The sequence below is a fragment of the Gimesia fumaroli genome (assembly GCF_007754425.1).
In the GTDB taxonomy this organism is placed as follows: Bacteria; Planctomycetota; Planctomycetia; order Planctomycetales; family Planctomycetaceae; genus Gimesia; species Gimesia fumaroli.
The window spans coordinates 1,596,865-1,613,603 of the sequence record NZ_CP037452.1 but is presented as its reverse complement, the minus strand read 5'-3'; the positions used below and the strand labels follow the sequence as shown (position 1 = coordinate 1,613,603).

The 16,739-nt window shown below is 51.9% G+C and carries 11 protein-coding genes; 8 read left to right on the top strand and 3 right to left on the bottom strand.

The window, feature by feature from the left end:
- Nucleotides 1-214: 214 nt before the first annotated feature.
- From Enr17x_RS06200 to Enr17x_RS06190, 3 genes are all read left to right on the top strand, one after another.
- Entirely contained in the window at nt 215-1,639 is a 1,425-nt protein-coding gene (locus Enr17x_RS06200) for a neutral/alkaline non-lysosomal ceramidase N-terminal domain-containing protein (protein WP_145306901.1), read from the top strand.
- A 225-nt stretch (nt 1,640-1,864) separates the two neighbouring features.
- Nucleotides 1,865-4,540, top strand: a complete 2,676-nt coding sequence (gene acnA, locus Enr17x_RS06195) for an aconitate hydratase AcnA (RefSeq protein WP_145306899.1) — start codon at nt 1,865-1,867, stop codon at nt 4,538-4,540.
- 11 nt (nt 4,541-4,551) lie between these two features.
- Entirely contained in the window at nt 4,552-5,496 is a 945-nt protein-coding gene (locus tag Enr17x_RS06190; RefSeq protein ID WP_145306897.1) for an RluA family pseudouridine synthase, read from the top strand.
- An 85-nt stretch (nt 5,497-5,581) separates the two neighbouring features.
- On the opposite strand, the gene sthA is transcribed toward Enr17x_RS06190, so the two are convergent.
- Nucleotides 5,582-7,078 carry a Si-specific NAD(P)(+) transhydrogenase gene (gene sthA, locus Enr17x_RS06185; RefSeq protein ID WP_145306895.1) on the bottom strand — a complete coding sequence of 499 codons (1,497 nt, stop codon included), beginning with the start codon at nt 7,076-7,078 and terminating at the stop codon, nt 5,582-5,584.
- A 318-nt stretch (nt 7,079-7,396) separates the two neighbouring features.
- Here sthA and msrP point away from each other — a divergent pair, with 318 nt between their 5' ends.
- A complete protein-coding gene (gene msrP / locus Enr17x_RS06180) occupies nt 7,397-8,404 on the top strand; it encodes a protein-methionine-sulfoxide reductase catalytic subunit MsrP (RefSeq protein ID WP_145306893.1) in 1,008 nt (335 codons plus the stop codon).
- A gap of 311 nt (nt 8,405-8,715) precedes the next feature.
- On the opposite strand, the gene Enr17x_RS06175 is transcribed toward msrP, so the two are convergent.
- Complete coding sequence (locus tag Enr17x_RS06175) at nt 8,716-9,453, bottom strand: Bax inhibitor-1/YccA family protein (RefSeq protein ID WP_232100967.1); 738 nt, start codon at nt 9,451-9,453, stop codon at nt 8,716-8,718.
- Nucleotides 9,454-9,777: 324 nt separating this feature from the next.
- On the opposite strand from Enr17x_RS06175, the gene Enr17x_RS06170 reads away from it, so the two are divergent.
- From Enr17x_RS06170 to Enr17x_RS06160, 3 genes are all read left to right on the top strand, one after another.
- Entirely contained in the window at nt 9,778-13,617 is a 3,840-nt protein-coding gene (locus Enr17x_RS06170) for a hydantoinase B/oxoprolinase family protein (protein ID WP_232100966.1), read from the top strand.
- Nucleotides 13,618-13,827: 210 nt separating this feature from the next.
- On the top strand, nt 13,828-14,364 hold the full coding sequence (locus tag Enr17x_RS06165) for a peptidylprolyl isomerase (protein ID WP_145306889.1): 537 nt from the start codon (nt 13,828-13,830) through the stop codon (nt 14,362-14,364).
- Nucleotides 14,365-14,369: 5 nt separating this feature from the next.
- Nucleotides 14,370-15,167 (top strand): putative hydro-lyase, encoded by a 798-nt coding sequence (locus Enr17x_RS06160; protein ID WP_145306887.1) that lies wholly within the window; start codon nt 14,370-14,372, stop codon nt 15,165-15,167.
- A gap of 21 nt (nt 15,168-15,188) precedes the next feature.
- On the opposite strand, the gene Enr17x_RS29475 is transcribed toward Enr17x_RS06160, so the two are convergent.
- A complete protein-coding gene (locus Enr17x_RS29475; protein WP_198000991.1) occupies nt 15,189-15,476 on the bottom strand; it encodes a hypothetical protein in 288 nt (95 codons plus the stop codon).
- A gap of 339 nt (nt 15,477-15,815) precedes the next feature.
- Between Enr17x_RS29475 and Enr17x_RS06155 the strand changes: the two genes are divergently transcribed.
- Nucleotides 15,816-16,736 (top strand): dihydrodipicolinate synthase family protein, encoded by a 921-nt coding sequence (locus tag Enr17x_RS06155; RefSeq protein ID WP_145306885.1) that lies wholly within the window; start codon nt 15,816-15,818, stop codon nt 16,734-16,736.
- Nucleotides 16,737-16,739: the final 3 nt, after the last annotated feature.

The following is a 16,739-nucleotide window of genomic DNA, read 5'->3' as shown; positions in this document are numbered from 1 at the left end:
TCAGCCCGACCTTGTGATTTACTGAAAACCTCTTGAAAGAAGCCTGATTCTATCTTAACAAGCCTTTCAGGCAAAAGAAATTGCTACCCGAAACAGGCAAGAACGCATCCTAAACGCTTGATATGTCTGCTCTCCCCCTTTACTCTGAAACGAAACCGTTTATAAAGAAGGTTTATTTTATTTGCCCTTTGCACAAGAGTAAGAGGTTTTCTCTATGAAATATCTAACGCAGATTCGAGTCGGTTTTCTACTGTTTCTGATTTCCAGTGCCGCTTTCTTACAGCCAGAACAGTCTTTTGCTGAGGAAGCACTCTGGAAAGCCGGTTCTGCGAGTGTGGTGATCACCCCTGAAGAAAACCTCTGGATGGCCGGTTATGGCGGCCGCAAAGCCCCCGCGGATGGCAAAATTCATGATCTGTGGATGAAGGTTCTCGTGATCGAAGCCCGCGACGGGCATCGCGGTGTCATCGTTTCCACGGACACACTCGGAATTCCCCAGTCGATTTACAATAACGTCTGTGCGGCGCTGAAGAAAAAATTCAACCTCGACCGCAGCCAGATCATGCTCAACAGTTCTCACACTCACTGCGGCCCTGTGTTACGCGGTGCACTACATGACATTTATCCGCTCTCTCCAGACCAGATTAAAAAGATCGGCGCTTATTCCGATAAGCTCGAACAACAGTTGGTCGATGCCGTCGGAACGGCAATCAGCAAACTGGAACCGGCCACGCTCTGGTCGGGAGAAGGCTTTACCAGCTTCGCTGTCAATCGCCGCAACAACATGGAACCGGACGTTCCCAAACTCAGAAAAGCAGATGATCTCAAAGGCCCTATCGACCATAGCGTGCCCATTCTGGCCGTCAAAGATAAAGACGGTAAATTAAAAACCATCGTCTTCGGCTATGCCTGCCACAATACCACACTGGGAATCCAGAAATGGTGCGGCGACTATGCCGGTTTCGCTCAATACGACCTGGAAGCGATGTTCCCCGGCGTGACCGCTATGTTCTACATGGGCTGCGGAGCCGACCAGAACCCGCTCCCCCGCCGCACACAGGAACTGGCTGAATCCTACGGCTCACGCCTGGCGCATGCGGTTGCCGACACCGTTCGCCTGCCCATGGTCGAACTGGACCCGGAATTGAAAACGGAAATTGAAATCATCGATATCAAGCTGGGTGATGCCCCTACAAAAGAAGAACTGGAAAAGCTTGCCGCCGGTAATCCCAGTTCCTACCGAACCCGCTGGGGATCTCGGCTGCTGAAACAGCTCAACTCTGGCAAACCGTTCATGACTTCATACCCGTTTCCCGTCCAGGTCTGGCGATTGGGAAAGACACAACTCTGGATCACCATCGGTGGCGAAGTCGTCGTGGATTATGCACTGGGAATGAAAAAAGAGTTTGGCAATTCCACCTGGGTCACCGGCTACTGTAATGATGTGATGGCTTACACCCCTTCACTACGAGTCCTCGAAGAAGACGTTCCGCCCCGTAAATCATCTCGCTGGGGTTATGAAGGAAACACATCGATGGCCGTCTATGGTTTGCCTGCCAATCGCTGGTCCGATGAAATTGAGGACAAAATTGTCGAAAGTGCCCGGCGGCAGGTCAAAAAGGTCCGCAATGGAAAATAGACCCGGTCTGCGGTAGAATCCCCTTTTCAGTCCCGACTTTTACGGCCAAACGCCAGCTTCTAGGGATGTTTTGCGTTTTTGACGGCCCTGCCGTTTGTCGATCGGGATACGACTCTCTAGAATGCAGCATATTCAGATCTGCAAAGAAACTTAAATAAACACAGGTTCCCTGTGGCAACCTGAAATTGAAATTTATCCATTTTACGTAGCACTGAGGAGAGATTAATGGCTTCCGGAAATCCTTTTGGCGCGGAAGGTCAATTAAAGGCAGCTGGTAGTGAATTCACTTACTACCGTTTACAGAAACTCATCGACGATGGCATTGGAAATATTGAAGCCCTACCTTATTCGATTCGTGTGCTGCTCGAATCATGTCTACGAAACGTTGATGGTTTCGTAGTTAATGAATCCGACGTCAACAACCTGGCCAACTGGAGTGCTGAATCTCCCAATCCGGTAGAAGTCCCTTTCAAACCCGGTCGCGTCGTCCTGCAGGACTTCACCGGCGTGCCCGCTGTTGTCGACCTTGCCGCTCTCCGCAGTGCCATGGTCCGTCTGGGCGGTGATCCTCAGAAAATCAATCCGCTCGTACGCTGTGACCTGGTCATTGACCACTCGGTACAGGTCGACGAATTCGCAACCAGACTCTCGCTGCAGCACAACGTTGAAAAAGAGTTCGAACGCAACCAGGAACGATATCAGTTCCTGCGTTGGGGACAGCAGGCACTGAATAACTTCGGCGTCGTGCCACCCGCCACTGGAATTGTGCATCAGGTTAACCTCGAATATCTGGCCAAAGCGGTCCTCACCAAAGACGGCGTCGCTTATCCCGACAGTCTGGTCGGAACCGACAGCCACACTACCATGATCAACGGCTTGGGCGTCGTTGGCTGGGGAGTCGGCGGCATCGAAGCTGAAGCCGTCATGCTCGGACAACCGATTTACATGCTGACCCCGGAAGTCGTTGGTTTCAAACTCAGTGGAAAACTTCCCGAAGGTGCGACTGCGACCGACCTGGTGCTGCGTATCGTGCAAATGCTGCGAGAGCATGGCGTCGTTGGTAAATTCGTCGAGTTCTTCGGTCCCGGCCTATCGAACATGAGTCTGGCAGACCGAGCCACGATCGCCAATATGGCTCCTGAGTACGGAGCCACCATCGGCTTCTTCCCCGTCGACGACGAAACGTTGAATTACATGCGTCGTACCGGACGGACCGATGCCGAGGTCGATCTGGTCGAACGCTATTACAAAGAACAAGGCATGTTCCGTACTGACAGTTCGCCCGAACCGAGCTTCACCAGTCAGCTGCAGCTTGATATTTCCACCATCGAAGTTTCCCTCGCCGGCCCCAAACGTCCGCAGGACCGCATTGCTCTGACCGATATGAAATCACACTGGCACAGTGATCTCAGTAAGACGTTTGGCAAAGAGGACCCTTCTCCAGTCAGTGTCGCCGTCGAATACAATGATCAGAATTTCAATCTGAAAGACGGTTCCGTTGTCATCGCTGCGATTACCAGTTGTACCAATACCAGTAACCCCTCCGTAATGCTGGGTGCGGGACTCCTGGCGAAAAAAGCTGCTGAAAAAGGGCTTACACGCAAACCGTGGGTTAAAACCAGTCTGGCTCCCGGAAGCCGCGTTGTTACAGATTACCTGGAAAAAGCCGGTCTGACTCCTTACCTCGATCAACTCGGCTTCAACTTGGTCGGCTACGGCTGTACAACCTGTATCGGCAACAGTGGTCCCCTGCCCGCACCGATTTCCAAAGCCATTAACGACAATGATATCGTCGCAGCCGCCGTCCTCTCCGGTAACCGGAACTTCGAAGGTCGTATCAGCCCCGATGTGCGAGCCAACTACTTGGCCAGCCCGCCGCTGGTCGTCGCATACGCTCTGGCAGGCACCACCGATATTGATCTCAGCACTGAACCCCTGGGTCAGGATCAAGACGGCAACGATGTTTTCCTGAAAGATGTCTGGCCTTCTCAAGCTGAAGTCAACGAAACAATGGAATCGGCCATCAATCCCGAAATGTTCCGTGACGAGTATGGTAAAGCGACCGAAGGTTCTCCTGAATGGCAGGCCATCAACGGTGGCGACGGCGACATCTTCGAGTGGGATGAAAAAAGCACCTACATCCAGGAGCCGCCGTTCTTCGTCGACATGCCCGAGACTCCCGCGCCCATCAGTTCCATCAACGGAGCCCGCGTGCTGGTCTCCGTCGGTGATTCGGTAACAACCGACCATATTTCTCCCGCCGGTGCTATCAAAGCCGATTCCCCAGCCGGGAAATATCTGCAGGAGCATGGTATCACTCCCGAAAACTTCAACAGTTACGGCAGCCGCCGCGGTAATGACCGGGTGATGACGCGGGGAACTTTTGCAAACATTCGTCTCAGTAATCTGCTGGCTCCCGGAACCAGCGGCGGTGTCACCACCTATCTGCCGACCGGCGATCAGACTTCGATTTACGAAGCATCGCTCAAATACAAAGAAGCCGGTACACCCCTGGTCGTACTAGCTGGCGGCGATTACGGCATGGGCTCATCTCGCGACTGGGCTGCGAAAGGAACGTTCCTGCTCGGCATCAAAGCCGTGATTGCCACTTCCTTCGAGCGTATTCACCGCTCGAATCTGGTCGGCATGGGCGTGCTGCCTTTGCAGTTCCGTGACGGAGAAAGCCGCGAAGAACTAGGACTCGACGGTACAGAAACTTATGACATTGAGCTGGACGACAACCTGAAACCAGGTCAGGCCATTCGTGTGACCGCCACCAAAGAAGACGGCACGCAGGTTCTGTTCACAGCACAATGTCGCGTGGATACCCCTGTCGAAGTCGAATACTATCGCAACGGCGGCATCCTGCATAAAGTCCTTCGCGATCTGGCACAAGCCTGATCATCGAATTGATGGAATCTGCATACGAAACCGATTTGATTGTTGAGGAATATCTGGATGGTTCCCGCATCGATCGGTTTCTCAGCCGCCATTTCAGAAATTATTCGACGCAGCGTCTGCAGCGCATCGTGCAGGCCGGTTTTGCCAAAGTCAACGGCACGCCGGCTGGCCCGCTGCAACGCGTCTTTCGCGGACAACAAGTCAATATTGTTCTGGCCGAACCTCCCGATAAAACTTATGAGCCCGAACATCTGCCGCTCGAAATTCTGTTTGAAGATGCGTGGCTGATCATCGTCAACAAGCCTCCCGGTATGATCGCGCACCCTGCAGGAAATATTCTCTCAGGTACCGTCGCCAATGCACTTCAATATTATCTGGATCAGCAGACCGGTCTGCGCAGCCTGTTACGTCCGGGCATCGTCCATCGGCTTGATCAATTTACCAGTGGTATTCTGATCGTCGCCAAAGAGCACTTGGCGCATCGCGGCCTGTCGATTCAATTTCAGAAAAATCAAATCAGCAAAGCCTATCTGGCCATTGTGCGTCACAACCCAAAACAGGACTCATTTGAAAACGGTGCCGCCATCGGCGAACACCCCACACAAACCGGCGTCTGCATGTCAACACACCCGCAGGCACTACGTGCCAAAACCGCGTTCACCCGATTTGAAGTGCTGGAACGATTTCAAGATCACGCGCTCGTACGGGCGTTTCCCCAAACGGGTCGGCTGCATCAGATTCGCGTACATTTGGCTGATCTCGGATTTCCGATTATTTCCGATGACTTTTATGGCAACGATGAACGGCTGCTCGCAGACCTGAATCTGATCAACAGACAGGCGCTGCACGCCGAACAGATTGAGTTCGCCCATCCGGTCACTGGTCTGCGGATGAAAATAGCTGCAGGAGCACCTGATGATTTCCATCAGGCACTCGAACGGCTACGGAATACCTGACACGTTCAGCGAATATGTAATCATCAAAATCAAACATACTCGGTCTGCATGGCCTTCGAGAAGCTAACAACAGTCCGACTTCAAACTATACTTCTACGGCTTCCGGCTCATCCAGTTCGGCCTGATTTACCTCTTCAGCTTCTGTCTCAGCGGGTGAGTCTGTATTTGCTTTAGTAAGTTGAGACTCTTCAAATAGACGATCCAGGCTCATTTTTTCAAACGCATCAAAGGCAGCGACCTTATAACATTCTGCCATCGTCGGATAATTGAACACAGCATTCCGGAAATACTCGATTGTCCCATCCAGCGACATCACAGTCTGTCCGATGTGTACGATCTCTGTTGCCGATTCACCGATGGCATGGATTCCCAGAATTTTTAACGTTTCCCGATGGAACAAAATTTTCAACATCCCGTCACGGTCGCCGGAAATCTGTCCCCGCGCGATTTCGCGATAACGGGCCGCTCCCACTTCATAGGGGATATGCTCCTCGGTTAACTGCTGTTCTGTTTTTCCGACCATTGAAATTTCAGGGATCGTAAATAAGCCGTAAGGCATCAGGTCAAATGCTTCAAATGGTTCATTAAAGGCATTGCAGACCACGCGCCGACCCTGTTCCATCGACACACTCGCCAGAGCCGGGAAACCGACAATGTCACCGGCACCGTAGATGTGAGGAACCCAGGTCTGATGCTCTTCGTTGCACCACAGTCGGCCACGCTCATCGGGTTCCAGACCTGCGGCCTGAAAGTTTAATTCGTCCGCATCACCGACACGACCAACGGTATATAATACCGAATCAGCAACCAGTCTCTTACCGCTCTCCGTCTGAACGGCTGCCATCGTATCAGAAAAACGTTCGATCCCCACCACTTCTTCTCCCATCCGGAAGACCATCCCCAGAGAACGGGCATGGTGAATCAGGGCATCAATAATTTCACGATCGCAGAATTCCAGTAAATGTTCTCGTCCATCCAGAACCGTTACTTCGACTCCCAGTGTCGCAAACATAATTGCGTATTCGATACCAATCACACCGCCGCCGACGACAATCATCGATCTGGGGATTTCTTTCAGATCGATGATTTCGTCGGAATCGAAGATTGTTTTACCATCAAAGGGAATGTGAGGAGGACGGGAAGGCTTCGTTCCGGTCGCTACCAGAATATGATCCCCATACAAAATTTTGCGTCCTGTTTCGCCATCCACGGCTACTTCATGCGGACTGACGAATTGGGCCTCACCAATGAAGATTTCCACGCCGTTTCGTTCCAGCTGATCATGGATAATTTCCAGTTCATGTTCGGCAACATCAGCCAGCTTTAGACGCAGGTCCTGCATTGTGATGCGGCGTTTTCGGCGATACCACTTGCTGTACACATCGCGATGACGATACCCGGTCAGGTACAGAATGGCTTCTCGCATCGTTTTCGACGGGATCGTACCTTTGTGCAGGCAGACACCACCCATTCCACGAAAGTTGCGTTCAATAATCGCAACCCGCTTGCCAAGTTTTGAGGCGGCAATCGCAGCTTTATGCCCAGCGGGACCACTTCCAATTATCACAATGTCGTATTTCATAGCACCAATCTCTATGTGACCGATTTAATTCTTCAACATCAGATCGTTTCACCATAATGTTAATCCAAGAAGTCTGAGTAGACTTTTCCGTGTAATCAACCTACTCTTTCTTCGTCCCTCGGATTGCTTAGAGAAGATATAAAGATTGAAGCAATCCTTGAAACAAGCTATTTTGCGTATGTGTTGACGGTTATACTGATTGTCTCGCTCAAGGAAACACCTCACTAACGGGGAAATTCCTCCCGTCAGGAACAACGAGTGCTCCTGTCTGGCCTGAATACTGTTCCGCGTTATGATGACCTGCAAAGGGAACTGCTGATGAACCATCTGAACCGTAAGATCTGGGATGTACCAGAAAACGAACACACACCTGAAGCGGTCTTTCAGAATCGCAAAGCACATCGTCGTGAATTCTTGAAACTCATGGGATATGGATTGGGCATCGCTGGTTTTGCCGACCTGCTCTCTGGTTGTGAACAGGCCACGCAGGAAGAAATCGAAAAAGCGGGCGCCGTTGAGCCACTGCCAGATGCGCTGCAAGGAGTCTATCCGGCTCCGCGCAATGAAGCCTTCAAATATGGACGTCCCGAAACCAAAGAAATCGAAGCCGTCGAGTTCACTAACTTTTATGAATTCACAGGGCCAACGTCCAAGGAATCCTGGAAATACGTCGGGAAGTTCGAAACCTCTCCCTGGGCGGTCACGATCGAAGGAGAATGCGCCAAGCCGCGCACGTTTGACATCGATGATCTGTATAAAGAGATGAAATTCGAAGAGCGGGATTACCGCCATCGCTGCGTAGAAACCTGGGCCATGTGTGTTCCCTGGACCGGCTTTCCCCTGGCAAGTTTATTAAAACTGGTCGAGCCCAAGACAACGGCAAAATTCGTTGCCTTTGAAACCTTCGACAAACCTAAACAGGCCCCTTACATGGAATCCAGCGGCACTGGTACCTGGCCCTGGCCTTACACCGAGGGGTTAAGTATTGAAGAAGCGATGAACGACCTCACATTTATCGCGACCGGCCTGTATGGAAAACCGCTCCTGAAACAAAACGGGGCTCCCATTCGACTGGTCGTTCCCTGGAAATACGGCTTCAAGTCCGGCAAATCAATCGTGAAAATCAAACTGACTTCCGAGCAGCCGAAGACGTTCTGGAACACCATCAATCCTAATGAATACGGGTTTGTCGCCAATGTAAACCCCGACGTATCCCACCCCCGCTGGAGCCAGCGCACCGAATGGATGCTGGGAACCGAAAAACGCTATGACACCAAGATCTATAACGGCTACGGCGAATATGTTGGCGGGCTGTATAACAGCTAAAACAGCTTGGAAATCTAAGTAATAAAGAGTTCTTTCATCACTCGCGAACGAAACAAATCGTCGTAGGAGAGGTGCCTGTGTGCTTGCCCGCCTGGTGAGTTGCTGTTGTTATGGTTCTTGTCATGGGACCGGCGAAAACTTCGCACGTCATTTCGCTTTCAACGTCGATACCGCGGGTCGCCACACAGGGCGACCCCTACATTAAATAAATGGCCATTAATCAACATCGCGCACTAAAAAAGCCGGGGAGGAAAAATTCTCCTCCCGGCTTTGATCGTTTTTTAAATTGCCATCAGCCGACGACAACTGGCTTAGTCGTTTGATGAGAACATCATCACAAGCCGCAGCACATACCAGAAGAGTGTCGCAACAGCAGCAAACAAAGCCAATGAGGCCGACACGTATTGATTGGTTGAGTAGTGATGCAGAATGTTCGATGTGTCATACAGAATGAAACCACTCATCAGAAGGATCATCGCACCGGTAAAGAAGAGTCCCAATGAGAAGCCGAAAAAAGCACTGCCGATGGCAATTCCAATTGCGGCAAACATAGCGATCGTCAGAAAACCGCCCATGAAGGAGAAATCTGCTCCTGTCACAAATACATAGGCAGTCAGTCCACCGAAGATACAGAGAGTCACGACTGCCGCTACCGGAATAACATGGGCCTCAGGGTTAAATTGACTTGCGATCAGTAGGATCGGTACAAAAATGATCGCTTCCACAAAAATATACAGCCCCAGACCAGCATATTGAGTGCCCAGTGATTTGGCACTCGAAGCCATCGAACTGGCAAGCCAACTGGCCCCCAAGAAGGCGATTAGAATCATCCATGGACTAACACTGAACAGTCCCATAATGGGCTGCACTAAGGCAGGCGTATTAAGGATCACAAATTCCAGCCCCATAAAGGCCAGAATCGCCCCTGCCAGGTGCATGTAGGTCTTACGGATAAATGTGGCGCGTTCGGAAGCAATTGCGTCAATGGCAAACATGCCGCCGCCCGCCGTTGTGTCCTGGTCGTAATAATCAGGATTGTAGTTATTCATTGACAGTCTTCTCCAGTATGTGAGATGGGATGTTCCAGACGAACACAGTTTGGTCATCAAATATTATAGTGTCGCGCTCAACAGCTGCATACAAGCAGTTTCCGCGAGGCACGACAATTATAGGTCGCGGTGCACATAATTCAAGCACCAGCTGATTTACTTAAGCTGTTTTGCAGTTTCCAGTGCGACTGACACTCCCGCCGGAGCAACCTGTGGGTTTGTTGTGCCTGCCTGCAAGTTCTGGTATGTCATACAATAGTCTACGTCAGAGATTCCAACGAATTCTAGAAAAATCGTGTGAAAGCTTACGAAATTTTTGATGAAATGAACGATTTAAATTCAAGAAAAAGCAACCAAAAGTGGGAATTCTGGATCGATGTGGGCGGGACATTTACGGACTGTATCGCCCGGTCTCCGGAAAATGAGTTCACTCCCTTTAAGACTCTTAGTTCGGGCATTACCAAAGGGCGAATTCAACAAATCTGCGATCCGACTACAATTGTCGACCCCTCCCGCACCGGAGACCCGGCAGAGTTCTGGCAAGACTATCAAATCGAATTTCTGAATGAAGAGGGACAACCCATTCATTCGGCACAAGTGACGACCTTTGACACCACAACCGGCACTCTCGCGTTGACTGCCCCCCTGCCTGCGACAGTCAAAGAATACGCCGGCTACGAACTCTCGTCAGGCGAAGAAGCTCCGGTCCTGGCAATTCGCTGGATTCTCGGCCTGAAAAAGTCAGACACGATCTCCCATGTCAGTGTCAAACTGGGAACCACGCGCGGCACCAATGCCCTGCTCACCCGCAATGGCGCCCGCACCGCATTCATCACCACAAAGGGTTTTGCCGATGTCCTGTTAATCGGTAATCAAGACCGCCCCCGTCTGTTTGATCTTGTCATTCAGAAACCGGAGCCTTTGTTCGAAACTTCAGTGGAAATCGAGGAACGCATTGACGCGGAAGGCACTGTGCTTCACGCCCCCAATCCTGAACAAATTCGTCAACAACTTCAGGATCTCAAAGCAACGGAAGTAGAATCACTGGCAATCTGCCTCTTGCATTCCTTCGCCAACCCCGACCACGAAGAACTGGTTGCCCGCATTGCAGAAGATATCGGCTTTGAGGAAATCAGTGTTTCCAGCCGTCTCTCCCCGCTGATTAAAATCGTCTCCCGCGGCGATACGACGGTCATGGACGCTTATCTGAATCCGATCCTCAAAGACTACATCAAAAAACTCCGTGCGCCACTTCAGAACTGCGATCTCAAACTGATGACCTCCGCCGGTGGTCTGGTTGATGCCGCACATTTCGTTGGCAAAGACAGTATTCTCTCCGGCCCTGCGGGGGGGGTGATTGGATACTCCCGCGTGGCAGAAATCGCCGGGTTTCCAAAATCGATCGGCTTTGACATGGGAGGCACCAGCACCGATGTCTCGCGTTTCGACGGCACATACGAGCGCGAATTTGAAACCCGTAAAGCGGGTGTGCGTATCGTAGCTCCGATGTTGAGCATCGAAACTGTCGCCGCGGGCGGCGGAAGCATCTGTGGCTTCGACGGCATCAAACTGCACGTCGGCCCCGACAGTGCGGGTGCAAATCCGGGACCGGCCTGTTATGGACGAGGCGGGCCGCTTACCGTAACCGACCTGAATCTGTATCTCGGCAAAATTATCCCCGCCCGGTTTCCTTTTGCCCTGGATCGCAGTGCCGTCGAACAGCGACTCACACAGCTTTGTGAGGAAATCGCTGCGTCCCCCATGGGGAAAACCTACACGCCCCTCGAACTGGCCGAGGGTTTTCTGCAAATCGCCAACGCCAATATGGTTCGCGCCATTCGGAATATCTCCGTGGCCCGCGGCTATGATCCGGCTGACTATGTGCTGGTCAGCTTCGGCGGTGCTGGCTCTCAACACGCCTGTGCGATTGCCCGGGCACTGGGAATCCATGAAGTTCTGATTCACCCCTATTCAGGAATTTTAAGCGCTTTTGGAATTGGACAAGCCGACGTGCGACGGTTCGGCCAACAGTCGGTCCTGAAGCTCTGGTCGGCTGAACTCAAGCAGGAACTGAAGGCCCGCTTTGACACACTTGATCAAAGCGTGCACGAAGAAGTCCGCGTCGAAGGAATTCCCCCCGAACGCATCAACGAACCAGAACATTCGCTCGAAATGCGTTACCTGGGCACCGACGCCACGATTCAGATTCGCTGTCAGGCAGACGCGGATGAATTGACGGCCTTCGAGCAGGAACACCAGCGGCTCTATGGCTACATTCACAAAAGTCGCGCCGTTGAAGTCACCGCACTGCGAACCGAAATTGTGGGACAGATGGAAGAGCCGAACCTGCCTGCTGCGGAACTGATTTCGCGGGTTCCAACTCCACTGGAAACAGTGGAGACCTGTTTTCAGGGAACACTCCAGCAATCGGCCGTCTATCTGCGAGATGAATTGCAACCGGGCGACCAGATCTCCGGACCTGCCATCATTTGCGAGGCGATTTCGACTGTGATCATCGACCCCGGCTTTGATGCCGAAATTTTAGCACGCGGCGAAACGCTGATTCGTGAGACCTCTCAAAACACAGGCACGCATCACGACATCAGCACCGAAGCCGACCCGGTGATGCTGGAGATTTTCAATAATCTGTTCGCTTCGATCGCCGAACAAATGGGGATCACACTTCAGAAAACCTCAATCTCCACCAACGTAAAAGAACGACTCGATTTCAGTTGCGCCGTCTTCTCATCGAATGGCGATCTGGTCGTGAATGCCCCGCACATTCCCGTGCATCTGGGCGCGATGAGTGAAACCGTGAAACGCATCATCGCCGATAACCCGGATCTTGCGACCGGCGATGTCTTCGTCACCAACGATCCCTATCGCGGCGGGTCGCATCTGCCTGACGTAACCGTTATTACTCCCGTGCATCATCCGGAAACCAGCGAGTTATTATTCTTTACAGCCAGCCGCGCCCATCACGCGGAAATCGGGGGCATCGTGCCCGGCAGTATGCCCCCGTTCTCAAAAACACTGGCTGATGAAGGGGTGTTGATTCGCAATTTCAAACTCGTCGATCAGGGTGTTTCGCGAGAAGACGAACTACGTGCATTACTTCAGTCCGGCGAGCACCCGTCCCGCTCGATCGCAGACAATCTGGCTGACGTCTCCGCACAGGTCGCCGCTAATAATTGCGGCGTCACTCTGCTGAACGATCTGGTTCGCCGCTATTCTCTGCCGGTCGTACAGGCCTATATGATTCATATCCAACAGGCGGCAACACAAAAGATGCAACTGGCCCTCGATCAGATTGAAGACGGCGTTTATTCCTTTACCGATCATCTGGATAACGGCGCCCCGCTCTCAGTAAACATCACAATCCAGGGGACATCCGCTACTGTCGACTTTACCGGAACGGGTCCCGTACTCGAAACCAATCTGAATGCAAACCGGGCGATTGTGAATGCAGCGGTGCTGTATGTGTTTCGTTGCCTGATTCAGGAAGACATTCCCCTCAATAGCGGCGTGTTGGCGCCCATCAAAATTATTCTGCCTGAGTGTTTTCTGAATCCCCCTGAACGAGAGACGCCGGCGGAATGTGCAGCGATGGTCGGCGGTAACGTGGAAACTTCACAACGAACGGTCGATACTTTACTGGGTGCCTTGAACAAAGCAGCCGCCAGCCAGGGTACGATGAATAACCTGACGTTCGGCGACGAGACCTTCGGCTATTATGAAACGATTTGCGGCGGCAGTGGCGCAACGGCAGATCATGATGGCACCGATGCGGTACACACTCATATGACCAATACCCGGCTCACCGATGCGGAAATCATCGAACGCCGTTATCCGGTCCGGCTGCACGAATTTTCGATTCGCAAAAACTCAGGAGGTGCAGGACACCATCATGGCGGCGATGGCATCATTCGTCGGATTGAATTCCTCAAGCCTTTAAAAATCTCGCTGATCTCTGAGCGACGCGGTGAATATCCTCCCTTTGGCCTGGAAGGCGGCTTGCCTGGACAGATTGGAGAAAATCTGCTGCAGAAAGCGAACGAAACGTCCCAGGAATCTCTGGGTGGCAAGTTCTCGCTCTCAGTGGAAGCCGGTGATACACTGACGATTAAAACGCCCGGCGGCGGCGGGTTTGGAAATCCGGAATAAATTGCGGGCACTTGCCCCTGGCGGGTTCAACAATTTGTTCACCGGATCAGATCGACGAGACTCGGAATTGGGGTTGTGAATTATGTGGTTCGAGACATTATTGTCCTGATCAGCTTTGTGATTTTCGCTGACAGGCGGTAAGGTGACATTGATCGTTGTAAAACAAATTACTAACCGTTTATATTAATAATCCAAAGAAGGAACAGTACTGTGTCTGAAAACCGTCGCGCAGAAGTCGATGCCGCGTTGGCCGATGTTGATTTCGACAAATTCAATTACCAGGTCGTCTTCGAAACTTCAAAGGGAACGATCAAGATGGACTTGTATCCCGATGTCGCACCGGAACACTGCCGCAATATTATCGGCCTGACCAAGATCGGCTTTTATGATGGAATCATCTTCCATCGCGTGATTCCCGATTTCGTCGTTCAGGTCGGCTGTCCTGAGGGAACCGGAACCGGCGGACCGGGTTATACTATTGATGCCGAGTTCAACAATATTCCCCACGAAACCGGCGTGTTGTCGATGGCCCGGACAAACGATCCCAATTCGGCCGGTTCACAATTCTTCATCTGCCTGGGTCGTGTGCCTCATCTGGATAATTCTTACACGGTCTTCGGAAAGACCAGCGATGCGGATAGCGAAGCCGTCGTCCTGGAAATTGGAAACGTCGAAACCAATCACAGCGATCGTCCGCTGGAAGATGTGAAAATCATCTCATCTGAGGTCATCGCGACTGAAAAGTAAACACGATGAATGACATTCGTTCTTCTCTACACACAGGCGCACTTGTGCGACGGGCATGTCGTGAAGGAACCATCACCGGGCAAACGTCGGGGCTTGCCCCCGGCTTTGCTCAGGCGAATCTCGTGATCCTCCGCGAACAGGATGCCTTCCCGTTTCTCCGCTTCTGTCAGAAAAATCCCAAACCGTGCCCACTGCTGGAAGTCACGGAAGTCGGCGATCCTAGTCCTCACAACCTGGCAGAAAGTGCCGATCTTCGCACGGACCTGCCCCGCTATCGTGTCTGGAAACAGGGAGAGCTCGTAGAAGAACCGACTGACATCAACCACCTCTGGCGGGACGACCTGGTCTCGTTTCTCATTGGTTGTTCGTTCACGTTTGAATCCGCGTTGATCGAAGCGGGACTATCTGTCAAACATGTTGACCTCGGCGTCAATGTGCCCATGTATCGCACGACCATCGATTGTGAATCGGTGGGCATGTTTTCTGGACCACTGGTTGTTTCCATGCGTCCCCTTAAGCCAGCCGATGCGATTCGAGCCGTGCAGATCACCGGCCGTTTCCCTGCCGTACATGGTGCTCCCATCCATCTGGGATTTCCCGAACAACTGGGAATTACCAATCTGGAGCAGCCCGATTTTGGCGACGCGGTCCCCGTTGAACCGGGAGAACTCCCCGTCTTCTGGGCTTGTGGCGTGACTCCTCAGGCAGTATTGATGCAAGCCAAACCGGAATTCGCAATTACGCATAGCCCGGGATGCATGTTCGTCTCAGACCTTAAAGACAAAGATCTGGCGATCGCCTGATTATAGATCAGAAGAATCAACTCACGAATGCGATTCGATCTCGGATGATTCTCTGGCAGTCGCTTCCTGATCAGGTAAATGAATCGAACGGACGCGATAGTCTTCCCACATCAGGGAATAAGCAAAACAAGGCTCACGATCGAGAGTGAAGGCAACAGGCTGACTTTCCCAGAAGCTCATCAGGTTTCCCTGCGGCGGATTCGTATAAAGACGTCGTTTGCACTGCGGACAAACCATCCCAAAAGGAGTGGCTTGATCTTCAGCACACTGGTGCTCCAAACAAATTGTCTTCTTAGGTTCATTGCTCATACGTAACAATTATATCCGGTGGAGGAGACTCCCCTCCAGCTTATTTTTTGTTTCTCGCTCTGGAATTTACGGAAACCGAGCGAGAGCCCCACCTTTTTCAGAATTTCCCGTAAGCTTCGAAACCCCTGCATTCCTTTCAGGCCGTAAAACCCCTCTAAATGTCATGATTCCATCCGAGTTGAGAGGCAACACGGCCCGATTCCTGTAGTCGGGCCCCTTGAATCATCGCATCCTGGAAACCAGTTTGGTATAAAATATGATCTGACTTCAAGTTGCTTGTTGTGTTAGAAAAATCGCTCGTTCCTCACTTTTTGAAATACAGACTCTGGTACACGATTCATGGCAGTCAATCTCTCCGAACAATTAAAGGGTGTTCTCCCTCCCGTTATCACTCCACTAACCCCCGAACGCAGACTTGATCCCGTCTCAGCAGAATCGGTGTATCGTTTTATGCTGAAACAGGGTGCCCATGGGATTTTTCTGTTCGGAACTTCGGGCGAAGGTCCTCTGCTTCGAGAAGACGATCGGCAACAGGCAACAGATATCGCCGTTAAGGTCATCGATGGTTCTGTCCCACTCCTGGTCGGAGTGATTGCCCCAGGTACAGAGCAGATTATTGAACAGGCCAAGGTCGCCAAAGAACAGGGAGCCGACGCCATCGTTGTCTGCCCTCCCTTCTATTACCCGGCAAGTCAGAAAGACATGCTCGTCCATTACCGCACGATTCGCGAATCAGTCGACATCCCGATTTTTGCGTACGATATTCCCGTGATGACAAAAGTCAAAATCGAAATGGACACGTTAATGACGCTGGGAAAAGAAGGCACCATCATCGGCGTCAAAGACTCCAGCGGCGACGCTGTCAGTTTTCATCGACTGGTCGCCAGCAAGCCGCCGGGAATGAAACTGTTTACCGGAGCGGAAATGCTGGTGCATGCAGTCGTACTGGCTGGTGCAGACGGAACCGTTCCCGGCCTGGCAAATGTCGGTCCCGAACTGTTTGTCAAACTGTATGAAGCAGCCGCTGAAAACAATCACGAAGAAGCAGTGCGACAGCAGGAAGCCATCGTGCGTCTGTTTGAAGTTTTTGTCTGCCCTGATGGCACCATGAATGTGGGCTATATTATTGGCGCGATGAAAACGGCCTTGCGACTGCGTGGCGTAATTGAGCACGATACACTGTTCCATCCGTTCCCGGCCTGCACGCCTGAATTGATTGCGCGTACCCAAAGCATCATGCAAGAAGTAGGCTGCCTGTAACAG